The 19,671-nt window shown below is 64.5% G+C and carries 17 protein-coding genes and 1 pseudogene; 8 read left to right on the top strand and 10 right to left on the bottom strand.

Going from position 1 to position 19,671, the window contains the following annotated elements:
* The 3 genes and pseudogenes from BST27_RS08360 to BST27_RS08350 form a co-directional block, all read right to left on the bottom strand.
* Nucleotides 1-1,254 carry a cytochrome P450 gene (locus BST27_RS08360; protein ID WP_069419727.1) on the bottom strand — a complete coding sequence of 418 codons (1,254 nt, stop codon included), beginning with the start codon at nucleotides 1,252-1,254 and terminating at the stop codon, nucleotides 1-3.
* On the bottom strand, nucleotides 1,251-2,669 hold the full coding sequence (gene purB, locus BST27_RS08355; protein ID WP_069419728.1) for an adenylosuccinate lyase: 1,419 nt from the start codon (nucleotides 2,667-2,669) through the stop codon (nucleotides 1,251-1,253). Before purB ends, BST27_RS08360 begins: the two co-directional genes overlap by 4 nt.
* 150 nt (nucleotides 2,670-2,819) lie before the next feature.
* Nucleotides 2,820-3,431: pseudogene (locus BST27_RS08350) on the bottom strand (TetR/AcrR family transcriptional regulator); the annotation flags it as partial.
* Nucleotides 3,432-3,492: 61 nt separating this feature from the next.
* Here BST27_RS08350 and BST27_RS08345 point away from each other — a divergent pair.
* From BST27_RS08345 to BST27_RS08335, 3 genes are all read left to right on the top strand, one after another.
* Nucleotides 3,493-4,404 (top strand): alpha/beta hydrolase-fold protein, encoded by a 912-nt coding sequence (locus tag BST27_RS08345; protein WP_069419729.1) that lies wholly within the window; start codon nucleotides 3,493-3,495, stop codon nucleotides 4,402-4,404.
* A gap of 32 nt (nucleotides 4,405-4,436) precedes the next feature.
* Nucleotides 4,437-6,020, top strand: coding sequence for a gamma-glutamyltransferase (gene ggt, locus BST27_RS08340; RefSeq protein ID WP_139805068.1), 1,584 nt, complete (start codon nucleotides 4,437-4,439; stop codon nucleotides 6,018-6,020).
* A 197-nt stretch (nucleotides 6,021-6,217) separates the two neighbouring features.
* Entirely contained in the window at nucleotides 6,218-8,371 is a 2,154-nt protein-coding gene (locus tag BST27_RS08335; RefSeq protein ID WP_069419731.1) for an Rv1355c family protein, read from the top strand.
* Here BST27_RS08335 and BST27_RS08330 read toward each other — a convergent pair.
* The 3 genes from BST27_RS08330 to BST27_RS08320 form a co-directional block, all read right to left on the bottom strand.
* Entirely contained in the window at nucleotides 8,365-8,829 is a 465-nt protein-coding gene (locus tag BST27_RS08330; RefSeq protein ID WP_069419732.1) for a hypothetical protein, read from the bottom strand. The two genes, BST27_RS08335 and BST27_RS08330, sit on opposite strands and share 7 nt — an antisense overlap.
* A 142-nt stretch (nucleotides 8,830-8,971) precedes the next feature.
* Nucleotides 8,972-10,240 carry a phosphoribosylamine--glycine ligase gene (gene purD / locus BST27_RS08325; RefSeq protein ID WP_069419733.1) on the bottom strand — a complete coding sequence of 423 codons (1,269 nt, stop codon included), beginning with the start codon at nucleotides 10,238-10,240 and terminating at the stop codon, nucleotides 8,972-8,974.
* Nucleotides 10,241-10,265: 25 nt separating this feature from the next.
* Nucleotides 10,266-10,673, bottom strand: a complete 408-nt coding sequence (locus BST27_RS08320) for a MarR family winged helix-turn-helix transcriptional regulator (RefSeq protein ID WP_069419787.1) — start codon at nucleotides 10,671-10,673, stop codon at nucleotides 10,266-10,268.
* Nucleotides 10,674-10,755: 82 nt separating this feature from the next.
* Between BST27_RS08320 and BST27_RS08315 the strand changes: the two genes are divergently transcribed.
* The gene (locus BST27_RS08315) at nucleotides 10,756-11,841 is read left to right on the top strand and encodes an aldo/keto reductase (protein WP_069419734.1); all 1,086 of its coding nucleotides are present in this window, start codon (nucleotides 10,756-10,758) and stop codon (nucleotides 11,839-11,841) included.
* Nucleotides 11,842-11,917: 76 nt separating this feature from the next.
* Here the strand turns inward: BST27_RS08315 and BST27_RS08310 are convergent, their stop codons facing one another.
* Genes BST27_RS08310 through BST27_RS08295 form a run of 4 tightly spaced genes read right to left on the bottom strand, consistent with a single transcriptional unit; the run spans nucleotide 11,918 to nucleotide 15,466 of the window.
* Nucleotides 11,918-12,355: a carboxymuconolactone decarboxylase family protein gene (locus BST27_RS08310; protein WP_069419735.1), complete on the bottom strand. Its 438-nt coding sequence runs from the start codon at nucleotides 12,353-12,355 to the stop codon at nucleotides 11,918-11,920.
* On the bottom strand, nucleotides 12,355-13,236 hold the full coding sequence (locus BST27_RS08305; protein ID WP_069419736.1) for an NAD(P)-dependent oxidoreductase: 882 nt from the start codon (nucleotides 13,234-13,236) through the stop codon (nucleotides 12,355-12,357). The genes BST27_RS08310 and BST27_RS08305 overlap by 1 nt, the downstream gene beginning before the upstream one ends.
* Nucleotides 13,233-13,985 carry an SDR family oxidoreductase gene (locus tag BST27_RS08300; protein WP_069419737.1) on the bottom strand — a complete coding sequence of 251 codons (753 nt, stop codon included), beginning with the start codon at nucleotides 13,983-13,985 and terminating at the stop codon, nucleotides 13,233-13,235. Before BST27_RS08300 ends, BST27_RS08305 begins: the two co-directional genes overlap by 4 nt.
* Nucleotides 13,986-13,996: 11 nt before the next feature.
* On the bottom strand, nucleotides 13,997-15,466 hold the full coding sequence (locus tag BST27_RS08295; protein WP_069419738.1) for an aldehyde dehydrogenase: 1,470 nt from the start codon (nucleotides 15,464-15,466) through the stop codon (nucleotides 13,997-13,999).
* Nucleotides 15,467-15,648: 182 nt separating this feature from the next.
* Between BST27_RS08295 and BST27_RS08290 the strand changes: the two genes are divergently transcribed.
* From BST27_RS08290 to BST27_RS08275, 4 genes are read left to right on the top strand one after another with little or no spacing between them, the layout of a single operon-like run.
* Complete coding sequence (locus BST27_RS08290; protein WP_069419739.1) at nucleotides 15,649-16,275, top strand: TetR/AcrR family transcriptional regulator; 627 nt, start codon at nucleotides 15,649-15,651, stop codon at nucleotides 16,273-16,275.
* Nucleotides 16,272-17,489 carry a cytochrome P450 gene (locus BST27_RS08285; RefSeq protein ID WP_069419740.1) on the top strand — a complete coding sequence of 406 codons (1,218 nt, stop codon included), beginning with the start codon at nucleotides 16,272-16,274 and terminating at the stop codon, nucleotides 17,487-17,489. Before BST27_RS08290 ends, BST27_RS08285 begins: the two co-directional genes overlap by 4 nt.
* Nucleotides 17,490-18,320 carry an SDR family oxidoreductase gene (locus BST27_RS08280; RefSeq protein ID WP_069419741.1) on the top strand — a complete coding sequence of 277 codons (831 nt, stop codon included), beginning with the start codon at nucleotides 17,490-17,492 and terminating at the stop codon, nucleotides 18,318-18,320.
* The gene (locus BST27_RS08275; protein WP_069419742.1) at nucleotides 18,313-19,671 is read left to right on the top strand and encodes a cytochrome P450; all 1,359 of its coding nucleotides are present in this window, start codon (nucleotides 18,313-18,315) and stop codon (nucleotides 19,669-19,671) included. Before BST27_RS08280 ends, BST27_RS08275 begins: the two co-directional genes overlap by 8 nt.

The raw sequence follows: 19,671 nt of genomic DNA, 5'->3' as shown, positions 1-19,671 counted from the left end.
CTAAGCCTCGTCGAGTTCCACGACGAGGTGCCGAATGCCGGTGTGCCGGTTGCTGCGCGTCCATTCGACGGGCTCGACGAGCCGCACCGCGCCGAATCGCGACAGCAGTTCCTCATAGAGCACCCGCAGTTCCAGTCGAGCCAGGTTGGCCCCCAGGCAGTAGTGCACGCCCTGACCGAAACCCAAGTGCGGATTGGGCTTTCGGGTGATGTCGAACTCGTCGGCGCGGTCGAACACGCGCTCGTCGCGGTTCGCCGATCCTTCCCAGATCTGTACCTTCTGACCCGGCTCGATGTGCTGTCCGCCGAGGGTGATGCCGCGGGTGGCAGTACGCCTCTTCGACGGCGACGGCGATGTCCACCGCACGATCTCCTCCACCGCCGTGGGGAGCAGGTCGAAATCGCTTCGCAGCGCCCGCAATTGGTCCGGATGCTCGGCAAGCGCCAACAGCCCGCCGCCGACGGCGTTGCGGGTGGTCTCGGCGCCGGCGCTGAACAGCAGACTGAAGAACAGGTAGACCTCGAGGTCGGACAGGATGCGGGAATCCGTTTCTGCCGCATCTTCAGCCAGCGCGTTAGCCACCACGGACAGCATGTCGTCGGTAGGGTTGGCGCGCTTCGCGGCGATCAACTCCTGGCCGTAGGCGTACATCCGCGAGCCGGCCTCTTCGACGGACAGCTGCGACAGTGCCGCCTTGCGGGAGCCACCGAAGTCGAACTGTGGCTCGATCGCCTCGAACAGCCAATGTCGTTCGGACTCAGGAATTCCCAGCAGGATGCAGATCATCTGCATCGGTAGTTCAGCCGCGATTTCGACGAGGAAATCGAACGGCTGGCCGGGCACCACGTCGTCGAGCAGTCGACGCGCCCGGGCGCGCAGGTCGTCCTCGACGCGGCGGATCATTCGTGGCGTCAGGCCGGAGCTGACCAGTCGCCGAACCTGCGAGTGCCGGGGGTCGTCCATCATGTTGAGGACCTGGCCCGCGATGGCCAAGTCCTGCAGCAACGTGCCGCCGTACGGCCTGTCCCCACCGGTGACCGACGAGTAGGTCACCGGATCACGCAGCACCTCAAGGGTTTCGGCGTGGGTGGCCACCGACCAAAAGCCCTCGCCGTCCGGGGTGTTGTCGGTCGGCTCATGCCAATACACCGGGGCTTCACGGCGATGGACCGCGAACAAGTCGTGCGGAAATCCGTTGGCGAAGTTGTCCAGATCAGTGAAGTCGATGTCTCTGAGTGAACCGGCAAGAGTCACAGGATCGCCCCCGGGGCGTACTTTGCGGCCTCTGGGTAGCGACTTACCAGAGCATCCACCAGCGCGGCGACCTGGTCGACCTGATCGCCGGCGGCGCCGGTGAACGCCCTCTTGTCGGCCAGCGCGGCGTCGAGCGCGTCTCGACCCAGCGGTAGCCGCGGGTCTTTGGCTAGTCGATCCAGCAAGTCGGGCTCGGCACCGTGTTCGCGCATCGCCAGGGCGGTGGCCACCGCATGCTCCCGGATGACGTGGTGCGCTTGTTCGCGGCCCATGCCGGCGCGCACCGCGGCCATCAACACCTTGGTGGTGGCCAGGAACGGCAGGTAGCGGTCCAGCTCGCGCTGGATCACCGCTGGGTAGGCACCGAACTCGTCGAGCACCGTCAAGAACGTCTCGATCTGTCCGTCGATGGCAAAAAAGCTGTCCGGCAACGCCACTCGGCGCACCACCGAGCAGAACACATCGCCCTCGTTCCATTGGGCCCCGGCCAGTTCGGCGGCCATCGAGGCATAGCCGCGCAGCACGACCTGCAGGCCGTTTACTCGTTCGCAGCTGCGGGTGTTCATCTTGTGCGGCATCGCCGACGAGCCGACCTGCCCCGGCGCGAATCCTTCGGTAACGAGTTCGTGCCCGGCCATCAATCGGATGGTGTGCGCCAGCGACGACGGCCCCGCGCCGAGTTGCACCAACGCCGATATCACGTCGTGGTCCAGCGAGCGCGGATAGACCTGCCCGACGCTGTGGAAGACCAGCGTGAAGCCGAGAAATTCGGCGACCCGTTGCTCGAGTTCGGTCAGCTTGGCGTTGTCACCGCCCAGCAGGTCGAGCATGTCCTGCGCCGTGCCCATCGGGCCCTTGATGCCGCGCAGCGGGTAGCGGTCGATCAGCTCGCGCAGCCGGGTCAACGCGACCAAGGTCTCCTGCGCGGCCGAGGCGAACCGCTTGCCCAAGGTGGTGGCCTGTGCCGCCACATTGTGGCTACGACCGGTCATCACCAGGTCGCGGTAGGCGACCGCCCGCTCGGCCAGCCGCGCCACCACGGCGACCCCGTGCGAGAAGACGAGCTCCAGCGAGCGTCGGATCTGCAACTGCTCGACGTTCTCGGTGAGATCACGGCTGGTCATGCCCTTGTGCACCTGCTCATGACCCGCGAGCGCGTTGAACTCCTCGATGCGGGCCTTGACGTCGTGGCGCAGCGCTCGTTCGCGGTTCGCGATCGATGCCAAGTCGACGTCTTCGAGCACCCGCTCGTAGTCGGCGATCGCTTCGGGCGGAATCGCCACGCCCAGTTCGGCCTGTGCACGCAGTACCGCCAGCCACAGCCGCCGTTCCGCGATGATCTTGGCCTCCGGTGACCAGATCGCCACCATCTCGGCGCTGGCGTAGCGGCTGGCCAGCACGTTCGGAATGCTCACGGAATCACAGCTTACGGCGCGCGGGCACCGGCCATGAGTGGCCGATCACGTCTCAGCCGAGTGCACTCACACGATCGGCACGGTGTCGGTGCCCACGTTGCCGACGTTTCCGTTGCCGACGTTGCCGACCTCCCCGTCTGAGACGAGCCGGACCGGCCGTCGATCTACGGGCGCCAGCACGTCGATCAGGTCCACCACCGTCGTCAGCGCCGCGGCGCGCGGATCCCGCCCTTCGACCAGCGCGGAGACCACCGAGCCGTCGACGGCGCAGATCAGGGTGCACACCAGTTCGATGTGGACCGACCGTCCTGACCTCTCAATGGCTTCGGCCACCGCCTCCGCCCGCTGGCGCAGGCTGCGCCGCATGCTTTCCTGCAATGCGGGAAGACGGGTACAGGCGATATGACGCTCATATCGCGATATCAGCTGCTCAGCGAGCCCCGGACCGGAAACGACATCTCCAACGAGCAGGTCGACCAGCACTTCAGCGGTGGTCTCAGGGCCACGTCGCCGGCGGGACAGGGCGTTAACCCGCGCCCGCAACTGCGCCACCTCGATCATCCCGATGTGTTCGACCGCGCGGGCGATCAAATCGTCGAGCGACGAGAAGTAGTACGTGGTGGATGCCAACGGTAGGCCAGCCCGTCGGGCAACCGCCCGATGGCGCACCGCTTCGAACCCGCCCTCGCCAAGCAGCTCTGCGGCGGCACTCACCAACGCGTACCGCCTACGTTCTCCTTTTGGAGTAACTGCTGCTGTCACGCCTGCTTATGCTGCCAGTCAAAGTGGTACTGCATTGCCATTTTCGAGAAACGGACATGGCATGATGGCCCGCATGCCTCCCGTCAGTCGTCGTGCCGTGCTGAGCCTCGGCGCCAGCGCAGCATGCGGTGCGGTCGGCGCATATGCACTCGACGTGCTGTTTCAGCCTCGCACGTCAGAGGCTGCGCCGATGCCGCGGACTGGTACAAACGTTCCATTGGCGCCGACACGGCCGCTCGATCCGCCGCCACCCGCTCAAGCCGCGCCGACGATGGTGACAGGGTCTTTCGCGTCGGCCGCGCGCGGCGGAATCACCACCAATTGGGCCATCGCTCGGCCACCCGGCCAGACCAAACCACTGCGTCCGGTCATCGCGCTGCACGGCAAGGGCAGCGACGCGGCAACCGTCATGGCGGGCGGCGTCGAGCAGGGCCTGGCGCAGGCGGTGGACGCCGGACTACCCCCATTTGCGGTGGTCGCCGTCGACGGCGGTGGCAGTTACTGGCACAGGCGGGCCTCCGGCGAGGACTCCGGTGCGATGGTGCTCAACGAGCTCATCCCAATGCTGGCCGGCCAGAACCTGGACACCTCCCGGGTGGCGTTCCTCGGCTGGTCGATGGGTGGGTACGGGGCACTGCTGCTCGGCGGCCGCCTGGGCCCGGGACGCACCGCCGCGATCTGCGCGGTGAGCCCGGCACTGTGGACGTCCGCGGGAGCGGCGGCACCCGGCGCCTTTGACGGGGCCGACGACTACGCGGCGAACTCGGTGTGGGGCATGCCGGCGTTGGGGTCAATTCCGATCCGCATTGACTGCGGCGACAGCGACCCGTTCTATTCGGCGACCAAGCAGTTCATTGCTCAACTGCCCAATCCGCCCGCGGGCGGGTTTTCACCCGGCGGACACAACGGCGCCTTCTGGAGCTCGCAATTGCCGGCAGAGCTGGACTGGATCGCGCCACTGCTGACGGCTTAGGGCTCTTCGCCGCGAGCGTTACGCTCACCTGCGTGGGCATGCCCTTCGATTGGAGCTTCCCTTACGCCTGGCCGCGGATGCCCGTCCTCGCGGCCAACGTGGTGTGCACCTCCCAACCGCTGGCCGCGCAGGCCGGTCTGCGGATGCTCGCCGACGGGGGCAACGCGGTCGATGCCGCCGTCGCCACCGCCATCACGCTGACCCTGGTGGAGCCGGTTTCCAACGGCATCGGATCGGACGCTTTCGCCATCGTCTGGGACGGCAAGCAATTGCACGGACTGAATGCGTCGGGACGCTCGCCGGCGGCCTGGACTCCGGAGTACTTTGGTGACCAAGGCGTTCCGCTGTTCGGCTGGAACTCGGTGACCGTTCCTGGCGCGGTGTCGGCCTGGCGTGAACTGCACGCCAGGTTCGGGAAACTTCCGTTCGAACGACTCTTCGAGCCGGCAATATCTTACGGCCGCAACGGGTTTCTCGTCTCGCCGACCGTCGCGGACCAATGGGCTGCGCAGGTGCCGATATTCGCAAGCCAACCCGGTTTCGCCGAAGCGTTCCTGCGTGACGGGCGAGCACCGAGGCCCGGCGAGCTGTTCACCCTGCCCGACCACGCGGCCACGCTGGAGAAGATCGCCGCCACCGGCGGTGAGGCGTTCTACCGCGGCGAGTTGGCAGAGCGGATGGAGGCGCACGCCGCCGCCCACGGCGGTGCGATGCGTGTCAGCGACTTGGCAGAACATCGCGCCGACTGGGTCGGCACCATAGCGGGCCAGTACCGCGACTACACCATTCATGAGATTCCGCCCAACGGCCAGGGTATCGTCGCGCTGATCGCATTGGGGATACTTGAGAAGTTCGACATGTCTTCGTGGACAGTGGATTCCGCGGACAGTGTGCATTTGCAAATTGAGGCGCTGAAGCTCGCCTTCACCGACGCGCAAGCGTATGTCGCCGACATCGACCACATGCCGATCCCGCCCGAACAATTCCTGACCAAGGATTACCTGCGCCAGCGAGCGGAGCTGATCGATCCCAAGCAAGCAAAGACGGCGTCGGCGGGATCTCCGAAAGGCGGCACCGTCTACCTCACGGCCGCAGACGCGTCGGGAGTGATGGTCTCCATGATCCAGTCGAACTACATGGGCTTTGGTTCTGGGGTCGTGGTGCCGGGAACGGGTATCTCGCTACAAAACCGCGGCTCGGATTTCTCTGCCAGACAGGGACATCCGAACCAGGCCAGCCCCAGGAAGCGTCCCTTTCACACGATCATTCCGGGCTTCGTCACCCGAAACGGCGCACCGGTGATGAGCTTCGGCGTGATGGGCGGCCAGATGCAACCCCAGGGTCACGTCCAGCTGATGGTCCGTATCGCGGACTACGGCCAGAACCCGCAGGCGGCCTGTGACGGCCCCCGCTTCCGTTGGGTGCAAGGTCTACAGGTCAGCTGCGAAAGGGGTTTTCCGCCTGCGACTCTCGATGAGTTACGCCGACGCGGACACGATCTGGTCGAGGTCGACGACTACAACCAGTTCGGTAGCTGTCAGGCGATCTGGCGACTCGATGACGGATATGTTGCGGCCAGCGATCCACGCCGCGATGGCCAGGCTGCCGCATTCTGAACAACCACAAACCACTGTCCAACTCTTTTACACGCGCAATATGCCACAAATGGCTGCATGTAAAGCCTTTTGACGACAACACCTCTTCGTCCATTTTCCCTCGCCAAAGTCTTGCAGAAATCTATTGTCCCCCAAGCGAATCTGTCGTACGGTATCGCACCAGCAGGTGCAGTGTCGGACACTACAATGGATTGGCCGTGAATAGCGCAACTCATTGTTCTTACGATGACCATTACTGCGCTGCAGTCATTCTCAACGCGCGCGACGTTGACGGCCGGCGCGCACTGGCCCGGTTGCGCGCCGATCCCCGCACCGTCGTCATCGACAGGTGGAAGGACCAGGTGGCCAGCGCCCGTCGCCTGCTACCGCCATTCGAACCCTACGTGCTTGCAGAGTCAAAGCGATGGGCGTATTACCCGTGGCGCCACACCCTGATCAGCATCCTTGCGCGCCGGCCGTTTCAGACGCTGCGCCTCGACCGCAACCGCAATCTCATCACGACCGAGGAGCAGCACGAACTGTCCGGACTCCGGGTTGGTGTCATTGGCATGGGTGCGGGTCATGTCATCGCGTACCTCCTTGCCGCAGAAGGGTTGTGCGGACAGCTTCGACTCGCCGACTCCGATAGCCTTGACCTGTCTGACCTGAATCGGGTGCCGGCAACGGTCTTCGACCTGGGGATGAACAAGGCTGTCGTAGCCGCACGGCGAATCGCCGAACTCGACCCATACTTGCCTGTCGAGCTCGTGCGATCCGTCCTTTCCCCGGACACCCTGACCTTGTTTCTGGACGGACTCGACGTCGTCGTCGATGGAAGCGATTCGCTAGAGACCAAAACGCAGTTGCGCGAGGCGGCCCGCGCCTTGCAGATACCGGTCCTGATGCCGACCGGAGACCAAGGTGTGCTCGACGTCGAGCGATTCGACCTGGATCCCTCCCGCGGTCTTCTCCACGGCCTGCTGGACGAAGGCCCCTATCTTGATAAAGATCCCTACGTTCTGCGCATCGTCAAAGTCTCGGAACTGTCCACCCGAGCTGCGGCATCACTGCTAGAGGTCGACGAAACCATAACGGCGTGGCCACAATTGGCCGGCGACGTTGCGCTCGGCGCGGCCGCGGTCGCCGAAGCCGTACGGCGAATCGGCCTCGGTGAGAGCCTTCCGTCCGGCAGAATCCGTATCGATGTTGCACGCGCACTCGATCAGATCGCCGAGCCTGTTGCTACGCCCGGTGCTCCCGCACCACCCATCGAAGAACACCCCGCGCCCGCCTCTCCGTTGGCGCCTGAGCTTCCCGCCATCATTGCGGCCGCGGCGCAACGCGCACCTTCCGTGGCGAACATGCAACCGTGGCAGATCGAAGCGGAGCCGAGGTCGGTGACCATCCGGCTCAGGCCCGAGCGCACGGCAACCTTGGATATCGGCTTCCGCGCGAGCGCGGTCGCGGTCGGCTCCGCATTGTTCAACGCCAAGGTGGCTGCAGCGACCGTCGGACTCCTCGGTCCGGTGCACATATCCGAAACCGACGGCGAATTCCCCCTTTCCGCAACAATGCGACTGCAAGATGGCAGTGATCCGGAACTCGCTCAGCTGTATGAGCCGATGCTGCAGCGCGAGACCAATCGTCATCTCGGCACACTTGCCGCCCTCGACGAGGAGATTGCCGCAGCAGTCCATGCGGCCGCGGTCGCCGAAGGCGCTCGGTTGGAGCTACTGACGGACCGGAACGCCATTGAAAAGGTCGCGACGATTCTGGCCAAGACAGACCGCATCCGATACCTGACACCACGCATGCACGCCGAAATGTTGTCGGAGGTCCGCTGGCCTGCGGAAGACCAAGACCCCGCGGAATCGGGGATAGACGTGCGCAGCCTCGAGATGAACCCTGCCGAATTGTCCAACTTCCAAATCGCTCAGCGCCATGACGTGGTCAGCAAGCTGGCGGAGTGGGGAAGCGGAAGCGCGCTAGGCAAATACACCCACGACCGGATCTGCGCCAGCTCCGGCTTGGGCATGGTGACGGTCCAGGGCGACACGCTGACCGACTACGCACGGGGCGGCTCGGCGATGGAAGCCGTCTGGATAACAGCCCAGGAGCTAGGCCTTTCGGTCCAGCCGATCACACCCGTTTTCCTGTATGCCCGTAGCGGTGTGGAATTGCGCGAACTGTCTTCGGGTTTCGCTGTTCCCCTGCAACGACTTCAGTGCGCATTCCACGCGCTCACCCACACCGGACCCGACGAATCCCCGGTGGCGATGCTCAGGTTCTCCTATGCGCCGGCCCCTTCGGTGCGAAGTTTGCGACGCAGCCTGAACGGTGCTGGGGCGCCGGCGCATTGCACTAGTCAGTAGGCTGGCTTGCACTGCGCCCAGGGGTCGTAGTACCCCCCCATGCTGAGGCCATTTAGGCGAAATAGCTGCTTATTGTCGCCCGGCCGGTCCGGGTCGGCGACCAGGACAGATTCGTAGGGTCCGAGCCCGTCGACGCTGTCACGCTTTACTTCTACGTCGACCGACAATTCTTGACCAAGCATCTTGACCTCGTCGGGGTTGGCAAGTAGCGCGCCATGCCACCTGACCAGTCTTATGAAAAGTGGCTGAATCTCCTTGCATCGCTGGTCTGACGCCGCCCGCGCCCGACTTTCACTCTCGAATTCCCGAGACTTGAAACAGGAAGAGACAGCCGTGCCGACCCCAAAAGCCAACATCAGGACTAAGATCACGACACCAAGTGCGTTGGGCCTTGGGCGCTTTCCGAATGTGTCAGGCAAGTCGTCGAATCCCGACCCGTAGTCGTCGTACTGCGCCACAGCAGAATCCGACGAAAAATAGTCACACACCGGCCACAGCTCCCAGCACACTGCCTCCTACACACGCGCGAGCATCGTGTCGGCAAGGCTACTGGCTTTGTGTGTGCCCGCAACTCACTCTGGCCCGCGGAGCTAGCGGGAGCTAGACGCTGATCTTGCCTTCGGCTGCCCGCTGCGCGATGTCCGTTCGAAAATGACTGCCGGCCAACTTGATCGAGCGCAGGATGTCGTACGCCTGTGCGCGCGCCTCGACGAGATCCGCACCGGTACCGACCACCGACAGCACCCGTCCGCCGGAAGAGACGATGGCTCCGTCGTCACGCCGAGCGGTGCCCGCGTGTAGCACTCCACTGGCCTCGGAGCCGATGACGGTGTCTCCGACCCGTGGCCGCCCAGGATAGTTCTCGGCGGCCACCACAACCGTGACGGCCGCGCCATCTCGCCAGCGCAATTCACCGAACTCGGCCAGCTTGCCCGCGCCGGCCGCATACAGCAGTTGTCCGAGCGGCGACTCCAGCAGGGCCAACACCGCCTGCGTCTCCGGATCCCCGAAACGGCAATTGAATTCGACCACCGCCGGGCCCTTCGCGGTGATCGCCAGACCGACATAGAGCAGTCCGCTGAATGGGCTGCTCTGCCGAACCATCTCGGCCGCAACGGGTTCGACGATTTGGCTGACCACTTCCCGATAGACGTCGTCGGGCAGCCAGGGCAGCGGTGCGTAGGCGCCCATGCCACCGGTGTTGGGTCCGGTGTCTCCTTCGCCGACCCGCTTGAAGTCCTGCGCGGGCAGGAGCGGCACCACGGTCTCGCCGTCGACCACGCAGAACAGCGAGACCTCGGGACCGTCGAGGAAGGACTCCAGCAGCACCGGATGACCGGTGTCGAGTAGACCGGCGGCGTGTGAACGTGCGGCTTCGCGGTCCGGTGTGACCACCACACCCTTGCCCGCGGCCAGATGATCGTCTTTCACCACCCAGGCCGGGTCACCGGCGGGCGGTCCGAAGCGATCGAGCGCTTCGTCCAAACGGGCCGGATTGTCCACGATTTCACTGCGGGCGGTGCGCACGCCGGCCGCCGCCATGATTTCCTTGGCAAACGCCTTGGAGCCTTCGATGCGCGCCGCGGCCTTGCTGGGCCCGAAGCACACGAGGCCGGCAGCCCGCACGGCGTCGGCAACCCCGAGGACCAGCGGCACCTCCGGACCGATCACCACGAGGTCGGCGGAGACGTCGCGCGCCAGCGCCACGACCTCGTCGGCGTTGGTGATGTCTACATTGCGCTGCTCGGCCAGTCGGGCGGTGCCGGCATTGCCGGGCGCAATGACGAGGCCCGTGACCTGCGGATCCTTACTCAAGGCCAACAGCAGGGCATGTTCACGGGCACCGGAACCGATCACCAGGACGCGCACAGCACGTCAGACTAGCCGCAATGCCTTAGACGATCTCCTCGAGCAGGTTTTTCAGCTCTTTTTGCTGGGCGGGGCCAAGGCGGGAGAGCCGCTTGTCGAATTCGTTGGCGAGCAGCGCAAGGCCCTCGTTAGCCGCTTGCCGCCCGTTGTCGGTGAGCAGCAGGCGATGCCGGCGCAGATCGGTCGGATCGATCTCGCGGCGCACGAACCCCGCCGACTCGAGCTTTTTCAGGTAGAGCGTGACCGTGGCCTTGGGCATGGTCAGTGCCACCGCAAGTTCGGCCGGGTACGGATGCTCGTCGATCTCGGCGAGCACAAAGAGTTCCTTGGCCTCCAGCCCGAGCGCACCCATCTCGCTTTGGACGCTGGCAATGACTGACGACAGTAGCCGGTGGTTCAGCGACCAGATCTTGGCCGGATCGACTTCAGACATCGACTTGCCAGATCGTTCAGTCATGAACTAGTTTATTTATGAACAATCGCATGTTTGAACAATCTACCAGAAAGAGCCTCCCATGTCTCTGGATCAATACGTGACACTCGGTCGGTCCGGTCTACGCGTCAGCCGGTTGTGCCTGGGCGCGATGACCTTTGGCGAAGACCTCGGCTGGGGCACCAGCGTCGAGGAATCCCAACAGATCATCGACCGGTACCTCGAAATCGGCGGCAACTTCATCGACACCGCAAACTTCTACACCCGAAGCCACTCGGAGAAGATCATCGGCGACCACATCGGGCGCCACCCGGCCCGCCGCGATCGCACGGTGATCGCGACCAAGTTCAGCGGCAACCTGTACCCCGGCGATCCCAACGGTGGCGGCTCCGGTCGCAAAGCGGTGATCAACGCCTGCGAGAACTCGCTGCGCCGCCTGCAAACCGACTACATCGACCTGTACTGGCTGCACCTGTGGGACAGGCACACACCGATCGAGGAGACGATGGCCGCCCTCGACGACCTGGTACGGGCGGGCAAGGTGCGCTACCTCGGGGTTTCGGACACCCCGGCATGGAAGATCGCGGAGGCCAACCTCATCGCACGGTTCCGCGGGTGGTCGTCATTCATCGGATTGCAGATCGAGTACTCGTTGCTTGAACGCACCGTTGAACGAGAACTCGTCCCGATGGCAAGCGAATTCGGCCTCGGCATCACGCCGTGGGGGCCGCTCAAGAGTGGCTTGCTCAGCGGCAAGTACACGCGGGCCAATGCCGGTCAGCAGCAGGGCGGACGTGGCGCGTTGGTCGACAGCGTCCTCAACGAGGCGACCTACGCGCTCATCGACGAACTCGAACTCATCGCCCGGGCGCACAACTCCAGCGTGTCCAGCGTCGCGCTGGCCTGGTTGCTGGCACGCCCGGCCGTCACGTCCATAATCATTGGCGCGCGCCGCATTTCGCAGTTCGAAGAGAACGTTCGCGCGGTCGACGTCAACCTCACGGCGGACGAAATCGCCCACCTGGACGCCCTCACCGCACCGACATTCGGGTTCCCGCAGTACATGTTGGACATGGCGCCGGGCATCATCAACGGTGGCACCACCGTCAATGGCGAGTCGGCGCCCATCTCGGAATACGTGATGCCGGCGGGTGCCCGACCCTACTGATCCGACCGCGAGCAGACGTAAACTTGTACGAAAATGCCTTTCCACGTACAAGTTTGCGTCTGCTCGCGGGATAGGGTTACTCCCGCTTCTCTCCGGCGTGCAGCTTGAGCGCGGACTCCACGTTGGCCTTCTTGTCCTCTTCGGCGCCCTTTGCCGCAGCCTTCTTGCGGCGTCTGACGACGGTGTCGACCGCACCGTTGAGCGCCGAACCCAGCGGGAACCCGAGATAGTGGGTGAGGAAGACGGCCATCTCCTTCAGCTCGTCCTCGGTAAGTTCGCCATTCAAAAGGGCTGCGTTGATTTGGATTTCGGCCAAGTCCCGACTTCCGGCGGCCGTCACGGCGGTCAGTGTCATGATGCGCTTGTCCCGCATCGACAACCCCGGCCGGCTCCAGATCGAGCCAAACAGGTGGTCGACGGTCAGGTCGAAATACGGATCGCCTTCGACGTTGGGCATCTCCCAGCCGTAGACCTCGTTCATCTTCTCCAGGCCCTTGCGGCGCAACTCGTCCATCACGAATCCTCCTGTTCCTTCTGGCCGGAGTCGGCGCGCGGCACACCAAGGTTGGGCGCAAGCCGCTCGAGGGCCAGCCTAGCCAGCGGTAAGTCAATGGAAGCGGACTCGGCCAACGCCAGCGCCAAACGTAGGTCCTTTTCGCCGAGCTCACGCGTGTGCGTGAATCCGTCATACAAAAAGTGACCCGGCTCAAGATCTTTGGTGTCATCGCGGTACATGATCGACCCGGCACCGCCGGTCAACTTGTCGGTGTGCCGCACCACGTTGCCGAGGTCCTGCAGGTTCAGCCCGGCGGCTTCGGCCAGCTTCCACGCCTCCCCCACTGCCGCATACGTCGTGAAGGTGAGCATGTTGCGAGCCACCTTCATTCGAGTCCCCGCGCCGGGAGGCCCGGCGTGCACGACCAATTCCGCCCAGTGGGAAAAGGGTTCTTTCACCCGGGCGAAAACCTCATCGCTGGCACCGACCATCGTCGCGAGTTGACCGAAGCGCGCGGCACGCCCACCGCCGCTGATCGGCGCATCGATGACATGGATGTCCTGGGGCTGCAACTCGCGCGCGAGCTCTTCGGCGGTCGTGTCGCTGATCGTCGAGTGGATCGCAATGATGGCTCCCGGCTTAGCGTGCGATGCCAGCTCACCAACTACGTTGCGTACCTGCTCGTCGTTGAGCACGGTGATGCTGATGATGTCGGTAGCAGCGATGTCGGCGATACTGTCGGCCAACGTTGCGCCGCGTTCGGCGAACGGCGCCATAGCCTCGGGTCGTACGTCGTAGACCGTTAGCCCGCCGGGCCATTCGGCCATCCTCTTGGCCATTGGAGTGCCGATGTTGCCGAGGCCGATGTATCCGAGGCGGGGCGTTGCAGCGTCAGTCATGGGCGGAAGATCTGTCCGCCGTCGACATTGAAGATCTGCCCGGTGATCCAGGACGCCTGGTCACTCAGCAGAAATAGACACATTCCCACCAGATCATCTGGAGTACCTATGCGCGACAACGGAAGACCCTTGAGGATGTCGTCGACGATCTCCTTGGGCGTGGTAGTCCGGTTGGCCTCGGTGTCGATGGGGCCCGGCGCGATGGCGTTGACCCGGATGTTCTGTCCGCCCAGTTCCCGCGAAAGCTGTTGAGTCAAGCCGTTGATGCCGACCTTGGCCAGGCCGTAGTAGTTCGCGTACAAGTAAGCAGCCGTGGACGACTGGTTGACGATCGCCCCGCCGCCGCGCTTGGCCATTTTCTTGTATACCGCGCGCGTGCACCACAGCGCGCCGTCCATGTTCACGCTCATGAACTTTCGGTAGTACTCGGGGTCGACGGTGAGCAGAAAGTCGATCTTCATGCCCCCGAAAATTGCGGCGTTGTTGACCAGATAGTCGATACCCCCGAATTCGGCCAGCGTGCGATCCGCCATTGCCTTGGCTGACACGGGGTCTGACACGTCGACGGGAATGCTGATGGCCGTTCCGCCGTCGGCGTTGATTTGTTTGGCCACACCCTCGGCCGCGTCGGCGTTGATGTCGGCGACGACTACCGCGGCGCCCTCACGGGCCAGTGCCTCGACATATGCCTGGCCAATGCCACCGGCGGAACCGGTGACAATGGCTACCTTGTTATCGAACTGTCCCACACCGATCTCCCTTAATTCGCAGCCGTTGCAATGAGTTTGGTCTCCAGGTATTCCTCGAACCCCGCGACGCCCATCTCACGGCCGTTGCCGGACTGCTTGTAGCCGCCGAATGGCGCGTCGGCGGAGTACCAGACGCCGCCGTTGACGTTGACTGTTCCCACCCGCAGCCGGGCAGCCACCCGCGCCGCTCGCTCAGGATCTGCCCCAAACACCGTGCCCGACAGACCGTATGGCGAGTCGTTGGCGATGCGCACCGCGTCGTCGTCGCCGTCGTGGGCGATCACCGTGAGTACCGGCCCGAAAATCTCCTCGCGGGCGGGACGCGCGTCATTGGTCAGACCGGCGATCACGGTGGGCTCGATGAAGAAGCCGACGTCCTTGTCGGCCGGCCGGCCGCCGCCGCACGCGAACGTCCCACCTTCGGCGATCGCCAGGTCGAGGTAGCCTTGCACCCGATCCCGCTGCCGCGCCGAAATCAGTGGTCCGCATATGGTTCTCGGGTCGTTGGGATCACCGGGCTTGATCGAGGACATGGTGCCCGCCGCGATGGCGACGGCCTCGTCGTAGCGGGCCCGCGGCACCAGCAACCGGGTCGTGATCGCGCAGCCCTGGCCCGCGTGCATGGCAGCCGTGAAGGCGGAAACCCCTGCGGCACCGCCGAGATCCGCGTCGTCGAGCACCACGAATGCCGACTTTCCGCCCAGCTCAAGGAAGACCCTCTTGATGGTGGCGGCGGCGTCAGCCATCACACTGCGGCCGGTGGCCGTCGAGCCGGTGAACGAAATCATGTCCACCCGAGGATCCTTGGCCAGCAAGGCACCGACGCCGTGGTCGCTCGAGGTGACGATGTTGACAACCCCGGGCGGGAAATCGGTGTGCTCGGCGATGATCTCACCGAGTACCGCAGCGCACCACGGTGTGTCGGGGGCGGGTTTGAGGACGATGGTGTTGCCGGCGGCAAGCGCCGGTCCCAGTTTGGCGAGGTTGATCTGGTGCGGAAAGTTCCACGGGGTGATCGCGCCGACCACGCCGACGGCCTCGCGGACAATGGTCCGCCGGGTGGGGATTCCCATCGGCGCTGCCTGACCGAGGTCTTGCGTCCATGCGTAGGACTCCGCGGTGTCCGCGGAGAACGCCAGGTCGTCGACCGGACCGTCCAACTGCGCGGCGGCGGTGAGCATTCGCGGCGCCCCGACTTCGGCGATGGTGAGTTCGCGCAGCTCCTCAGCGTGCTGCTGCATCGCCTCGCGTAGCTGCCGAACACACCGCACCCGCAATTCGGTGTTGCGCGACCAGTCGGTGTCGTCGAAGGCCCTCCGGGCGGCCTCAATGGCGCGCTCCATGTCCTGGGCGTCGGCATCGGCGGCAACGCCGAGCACTTCCTCGGTGGCCGGATTGACCGTCGGGAAGGTGCCTGCGCGACCTTCGGAGAGCTTGCCGTCGATGAACAGTGCGCTCACACCGCCGGCCAGCAACGTCATACCTGCCCCCAATCCAATGGACACTTGTCCGATATCGACTTCTCGAACCATAGCCGCGGGCTCGCTTTCGGTGCAAGCACGGATATGGCACGTCAGCCGCCAGTGGCTCATAGCAGTTCGACGACCTGCATATTCAGTGAGCGGCCTTGCTAGACGTCCCCGCCTTCCTCTAACTTGGACATGTGTCCAGCGATGCAGCGGTTACCGACGCGCCACGCAACCGGCGCCAGGAGGAGACCTTCCGCAAGGTGCTGGCCGCCGGCATGGAAACGCTGCGCGAGAACTCCTACGCCGATCTGACAGTGCGCATGGTGGCGGCCCGCGCCAAGGTGGCCCCCGCGACCGCCTACACCTACTTCTCGTCGAAGAACCACCTGATCGCCGAGGTCTACCTCGATCTGGTTCGCCGAGTTCCGTTCTTCACCGACGTGAACCAGCCGATGCCGGTCCGGGTCGATCAGGCGCTGCGCCACCTGGCGCTGGTGGTCGCGGACGAGCCCGAGGTCGCCGCCGCCTGCACCGCGGCGTTGCTCGGCGGCGGCGCCGACCCCGCCGTGGCCGCCGCACGTGACCGGATCGGAGCGGAGATCCACCGCCGTATCGCATCAGCGATCGGGCCCGACGCCGCGCCCGGCACTGTGTCCGCACTCGAGATGGCCTTTTTTGGGGCGCTCGTGCAGGCCGGCAGCGGCGAATTCACCTACCACGACATTGCGGACCGGTTGGCCGACGTGGTGAACCTCATCTTGGCGGGCGCTGATTCCCAAAGAGCCCAGAAAGCCCAGAGTGCCCAAGGAGGCAAGGCGTGACCGTACACCTTGGCGACCACGAATTGGTCCTGGACCCTTACGATTACGACTTCCACGAAGATCCGTACCCGTACTACCGCCGGTTGCGAGACGAGGCGCCGCTCTACCACAACGCGGACCTAGGTTTCTGGGCCGTGTCGCGACACAGCGACGTGCATCAGGGATTTCGCAACAGCACTACCTTGTCGAACCGCTACGGCGTGTCCCTGGATCCCGCGTCGCGCGGGCCACACGCCGCCAAGACGATGTCCTTCCTGGCGATGGACGACCCGGAGCATCTGCGGTTGCGCACCCTGGTTTCAAAGGGTTTCACGCCCAGGCGGATTCGCGAGCTCGAGCCCCGCGTCACCGAGATCGCCCACCGCCACCTCGAGGTCATGCTGGAAAAGGCCGGCACCGGCACGGTCGACTACGTCAATGAATTCGCGGGCAAGCTACCCATGGACGTCATCTCCGAGCTCATGGGCGTGCCCGAGGCGGACCGAGACCAGGTTCGCGCGTGGGCGGACGGCGTCATGCACCGCGATGACGGTGTCACCGACGTCCCTCCCGCGGCGATCGAAGCATCGATCAACCTGATCGTGTACTACCAGGGCATGATCGCCGAGCGCCGCAAGACGCCGACCGACGACCTGACGTCGGCGCTGCTGGCAGCCGAGATCGACGGCGACCGGCTCACCGATGACGAGATTCTGGGCTTCATGTTCCTGATGGTGATCGCCGGCAACGAGACCACCACGAAACTGCTCGCCAACGCCGCATATTGGGGACACAAGAACCCGGACCAACTGACACCCGTCTACGCCGACCTGTCTCGAATTCCGCTGTGGGTCGAGGAAACTCTGCGCTACGACACCTCTAGCCAAATCCTGGCCCGCACCGTCTCCGGCGAGCTGACCCTCTACGACACCACCATTCCCGAGGGCGACGTCCTGCTCCTGCTGCCGGGTTCGGCGCACCGGGACGAGCGAGCCTTTGACCGCCCCGACGAGTACCTGATCGGGCGTGAAATCGGCTCGAAGCTACTGAGTTTCGGCAGCGGCGCGCACTTCTGCCTGGGCGCGCACCTGGCCCGCATGGAGGCACGGGTGGCGCTGACCGAGTTGTTCAAACGCATCAAGGGATACGAGGTTGACGAGGCCAATTCCGTTCGTGTCCATTCCAGTAACGTCCGTGGGTTCGCCCACCTGCCCATGACCCTGGAGGTCTGTTAGATGCCCCGTTTCGAACCACATCCTGCGCGTCGACCGGCGATCGTCGCGGGCGCCTCGTCGGGCATTGGTGCGGCGACGGCGGTTGAGCTCGCCGCTCATGGCTTTCCGGTTGCGCTCGGCGCCCGCCGGGTGGACAAGTGCCAGGAGATCGCCGACAAAATCCAGGCCGACGGCGGCGAGGCCATCGCTTTGCCACTCGATGTCACCGACGCCGAATCCGTCACGGAGTTCGTGCGTCAGGCCACCGAAAAGCTTGGCGACATCGAACTTCTCGTCACCGGTGCGGGTGACACCTACTTCGGAAAGTTGCACGAGATCGACACCGAGGCGTTCGAACAGCAGATTCAGATCCACCTGATCGGGGCCAACCGGTTGACCACCGCGGTGCTGCCCGGCATGGTCGAGCGTCAGCGCGGGGACCTGATCTTCGTAGGGTCCGATGTCGCCCTGCGGCAGCGTCCGCACATGGGTGCATATGGCGCCGCGAAGGCCGGACTGCTGGCCATGGTCACCAACCTGCAAATGGAACTCGAGGGCACTGGGGTGCGGGCGTCGATCGTGCACCCGGGGCCGACGAAGACCGCGATGGGCTGGAGCCTGCCCGCTGAGTTGATCGGACCAGCGCTCGAGGACTGGGCCAAGTGGGGCCAGGCGCGCCACGACTACTTCCTGCGCGCATCCGACCTGGCGCGGGCGATCACGTTCGTCGCCGAAACACCACGTGGGGGTTTCATCGCCAACATGGAGTTGCAGCCCGAGGCGCCGTTGGCGGCGGTCAAGGAACGCCAGAAGCTCGCTTTGGGCGAGGAGGGAATGCCGTCAAATGACTAGCACTACTGTCGTGCCGCGGGTATCCGGCGGCGAAGAAGAACACGGACACCTCGAAGAGTTCCGCACCGACCCGATCGGTCTGATGCGGCGCGTGCGCGAGGAATGCGGCGACGTCGGCTGGTTCCAACTGGTCGACAAGCACGTCATACTGCTCTCCGGCGCAGAAGCCAACGAGTTCTTCTTCCGCTCGGCCGACGAGGATCTCGACCAGGCCGAGGCCTACCCGTTCATGACGCCGATCTTCGGCAAGGGCGTGGTGTTCGACGCCAGCCCGGAGCGGCGCAAGGAGATGTTGCACAACTCCGCACTGCGCGGCGAACAGATGAAAGGCCACGCGGCGACCATCGAGGGCGAAGTCAAGAAGATGATCGCCGACTGGGGCGACGAAGGTGAGATCGAACTGCTCGACTTCTTCGCCGAGTTGACCATCTACACCTCGACGGCGTGCCTGATCGGGCTGAAATTCCGCGAACAACTTGATCACCGATTCGCCGAGTACTACCACGACTTGGAACGCGGTACCGACCCGCTGTGCTACGTGGACCCGTACCTGCCGATCGAGAGCTTCCGACGCCGCGACGAAGCGCGCGTGAAACTCGTTGGCCTGGTGCAGGAAATCATGAACCAGCGGCTGGCCAATCCCCCCAAGGACAAGCGCGACCGCGACATGCTCGACGTGCTGGTCTCGATCAAGGACGAAGAAGGCAACCCGCGGTTCTCCGCCGACGAAGTCACCGGCATGTTCATCTCGCTGATGTTTGCCGGGCACCACACCAGTTCCGGTACCTCGGCGTGGACGTTGATCGAGTTGATCCGCCATCCCGAGGTCTACGCCGAAGTGCTGGCCGAGCTCGAAGAGCTTTATGCCGACGGCCAGGAGGTGAGTTTCCATGCGCTGCGCCAGATCCCGAAGCTGGACAACGTGGTCAAGGAGACGCTGCGCCTGCACCCGCCGCTGATCATCTTGATGCGAGTCGCCCAGGGCGAGTTCGAAGTGCAGGGCTTCCCGATCCACAAGGGCGATTTCGTCGCCGCCTCCCCGGCGATCTCCAACCGGATTCCCGAGGACTTCCCCGACCCCGACGCGTTCAAGCCGGACCGCTACAACAAGCCCGAGCAGGCCGACACGGCCAATCGGTGGACCTGGATCCCGTTCGGCGCGGGCCGGCACCGTTGCGTCGGCGCCGCCTTCGCGACCATGCAGATCAAGGCGATCTTCTCAGTGCTGTTGCGCGAGTACGAGTTCGAAATGGCGCAGCCCGCCGACAGCTACCGCAACGACCATTCCAAGATGGTGGTGCAACTCGCCAGACCCGCCAAAGTCCGTTACCGCAAGCGCACCAAGGCGTAA

This window comes from Mycobacterium intermedium, assembly GCF_002086275.1.
GTDB classification, from domain to species: Bacteria; Actinomycetota; Actinomycetes; order Mycobacteriales; family Mycobacteriaceae; genus Mycobacterium; species Mycobacterium intermedium.
This window is presented reverse-complemented; position numbering and strand designations above follow the sequence as displayed.